The following is a 2,781-nucleotide window of genomic DNA, read 5'->3' as shown; positions in this document are numbered from 1 at the left end:
ACCTCGACGTCGAGGCCGTCGCCTGGCTGGCCCAGCACCTCGCCCGGCGTACCTCCGCGCTGTTGGTGGTCACCCACGACCGCTGGTTCCTCGACGAGGTCTGCCAGTGGACCTGGGAGGTGCACGACGGCGTCGTCGACGTCTACGAGGGCGGGTACGCCGCGTTCGTGCTGGCCAAGGCCGAGAGGCAGCGCCAGGCCGCGGCCGCGGAGGTCCGCCGGCAGAACCTGGTGCGCAAGGAGCTCGCCTGGCTGCGCCGCGGCCCGCCGGCGCGGACCTCGAAGCCGAAGTTCCGCATCGATGCCGCCAACCAGCTGATCGAGGACGTGCCGCCGCCGCGCGACCGCCTCGAGCTGCAGCGGTTCGCGACCCAGCGGCTCGGCAAGGACGTCATCGACGTCGAGGACGTCGACCTCGTGCGCGGCGACCGACAGCTGCTCTCGCACGCGACGTGGCGGCTCGGCCCGGGCGACCGGGTCGGGATCGTCGGCGTCAACGGCGCCGGCAAGACCTCGGTGCTCTCGCTGCTCTCCGGCGAGCTCACGCCGTCGGCCGGCCGGGTGCGGCTCGGCCGCACGGTCGCGCTGCAGCACCTGACCCAGCAGCTCGACGACCTCGAGCCCGACGGCCGGGTGCTGCCCACCGTGGAGTCGATCCGGCGGATCACCAAGACGGCCGACGGCGAGATCACCGCGACCTCGATGCTCGAGCGTTTCGGGTTCACCGGCGACCGGCTCACCGCCCGCATCGGCGACCTCTCCGGGGGCGAGCGACGGCGGTTCCAGCTGCTGCGGCTGCTGCTCACCGAGCCCAACGTGCTGCTGCTCGACGAGCCCACCAACGACCTCGACATCGAGACGCTCAACGTGCTCGAGGACTTCCTCGACGGCTGGCCCGGCACGCTCGTCGTGGTCTCCCACGACCGCTACTTCCTCGAGCGCGTCACCGACTCCGTGTGGGCGCTGCTCGGCGACGGGCAGATCTCGATGCTGCCCCGCGGGGTGGACGAGTACCTCGAGCGCAGGGCCGCGGCGCTGCACCTCGAGCTCGCCGAGTCGGCGCCAGTTTCCACTCCTGAGAGCTCGAGTGGGCGCCAGTTCCCCGCGAAGGCCAAGGCCGGGAGCGCCGAGGAGCGCGCGGCCCGCAAGACGATCGCGCGCATCGACAAGCGGCTCGAGCGGATCGCCGAGCAGGAGGCCGAGCTCAACGCCGAGATCCTCGAGCACGCTCACGACTACGAACGGCTCGCCGAGCTGAGCGCGCGCCTCGACGTGCTCGCGGGGGAGAAGGACGAGCTCGAGCTCGAGTGGCTCGAGGCCGCGGAGCTGCTGGAGTAGGAAACTGGCGCCGACTCGGCGGGGCTGAGGGGGAAACTGGCGCCGACTCGCGGTCAGCCGGCGAAGGGCGCGGACAGGGCGCGGAGCAGCCCGGCCAGGCGGGTGCGGTCGCGCTCGGGCAGCGCGGTCAGGAACGTGTGCTCGGCGGCCAGCAGCGCCTCGAACGCCTCGTCGACCGCGGCGCGGCCCTCCGGGGTCAGCCGGACCAGCACCCCGCGGCGGTCGTGCGGGTCCGGCAACCGCTCGACCAGCCCGCGGGCGGTCAGCCGGTCGACGCGGTTGGTCATCGTGCCGCTGGTCACCAGCGTCTCGCGCAGCAGCCGGCCGGGCGAGAGCTCGTACGGCGAGCCCGCGCGGCGCAGCGCGGCCAGCACGTCGAACTCCCAGGGCTCCACGCGGGCCGCGGTGAACGCGTCGCGGCGGGCCAGGTCGAGCTGGCGGGAGAGCCGGCTGATCCGGCTGAAGACCTCGACCGGGCCGAGGTCGAGGTCGGGGCGCTCCCGCGCCCAGGCCTCGACCAGTGCGTCGACCTCGTCCCGCATGGGACGAGCCTAGCGGATCCGTCGAGAATCTTGACATCGAGATAACTACGGGCGCACGGTGGGCGCATGGCGCACACCTGGGACCCGGCCCGCTACCTCGCCTACGGCGACGAGCGCGGGCGTCCGTTCGTCGACCTGCTGGCCCGGGTGCGGGCCGAGGACCCGCGCACCGTGGTCGACCTCGGCTGCGGACCGGGCAACCTCACCGCCCTGCTGGCCGAGCGCTGGCCGGCCGCGGAGGTGGCCGGCCTGGACTCCAGTCCGGAGATGGTCGAGGCGGCCCGGGACGCGGTGCCCGGGCTGACGTTCGACGTCGCCGACCTGCGCGACTGGGCACCGGTCGCGCCCGTCGACGTGCTCGTCTCGAACGCGGTCCTCCAGTGGGTGCCGGACCACCTCGAGCTGCTGCCACGCCTGGTCGCCGCGGTGGCGCCCGGCGGCTGGTTCGCGTTCCAGGTGCCGGGCAACTTCTCCGAACCGAGCCACACGATCCGCGCCGAGCTCGCCGCGGAGCCGGCGTACGCCGAGCACGTCCGCGACGTCGCCGTCCCGAGCAGTCACGACCCGGCGGTCTATCTCGACGCCCTCGCGCGACTCGGCTGTGCGGTCGACGCCTGGGAGGCGACGTACCTCCACGTCCTCACCGGCGAGGACCCGGTCTTCACCTGGGTGTCCGGCACCGGCGCCCGCCCGACCCTCCAGGCGCTGCCCGACGACCTGCGGCCGGGCTTCGAGGCGGAGTTCCGCCGCCGGCTCGCCGAGGCCTACCCGGCGCAGGACCACGGCGTCGTGCTGCCGTTCCGCCGGGTGTTCGTGGTGGCGCGGGTGCCGTCGTGAGGCTCCACCACGTCCAGGTCGCGTGCCCGGTCGGTGGCGAGGCCGAGGCGCGACGCTTCTACCGC

The 2,781-nt window shown here is 73.9% G+C and carries 3 protein-coding genes; 2 read left to right on the top strand and 1 reads right to left on the bottom strand.

Going from position 1 to position 2,781, the window contains the following annotated elements; translation table 11 throughout:
- Positions 1-1,337 (top strand): ABC-F family ATP-binding cassette domain-containing protein (locus VGD85_RS08340; protein WP_331062991.1); only part of this gene is annotated, 1,337 nt, incomplete at its 5' end.
- A 53-nt stretch (positions 1,338-1,390) separates the two neighbouring features.
- On the opposite strand, the gene VGD85_RS08335 is transcribed toward VGD85_RS08340, so the two are convergent.
- A complete protein-coding gene (locus VGD85_RS08335) occupies positions 1,391-1,879 on the bottom strand; it encodes a MarR family winged helix-turn-helix transcriptional regulator (RefSeq protein WP_331062990.1) in 489 nt (162 codons plus the stop codon).
- Between the two features lie 66 nt (positions 1,880-1,945).
- Here VGD85_RS08335 and VGD85_RS08330 point away from each other — a divergent pair, with 66 nt between their 5' ends.
- A complete protein-coding gene (locus VGD85_RS08330; protein ID WP_331062989.1) occupies positions 1,946-2,716 on the top strand; it encodes a trans-aconitate 2-methyltransferase in 771 nt (256 codons plus the stop codon).
- Positions 2,717-2,781 lie beyond the last annotated feature (65 nt).

This window comes from Nocardioides sp. (assembly GCF_036401255.1).
Classification (GTDB): Bacteria; Actinomycetota; Actinomycetes; order Propionibacteriales; family Nocardioidaceae; genus Nocardioides.
Note: the sequence above shows the minus strand (reverse complement) of the source record. Positions and strands in the feature narration are given on the sequence as shown.

Bases quoted from the DNA above. Each gene is read 5' to 3' on its own strand.
- VGD85_RS08335 (WP_331062990.1), bottom strand. From the start codon at position 1,879: ATGCGGGACGAGGTCGACGCACTGGTCGAGGCCTGGGCGCGGGAGCGC.
- VGD85_RS08330 (WP_331062989.1), top strand. From the start codon at position 1,946: ATGGCGCACACCTGGGACCCGGCCCGCTACCTCGCCTACGGCGACGAG.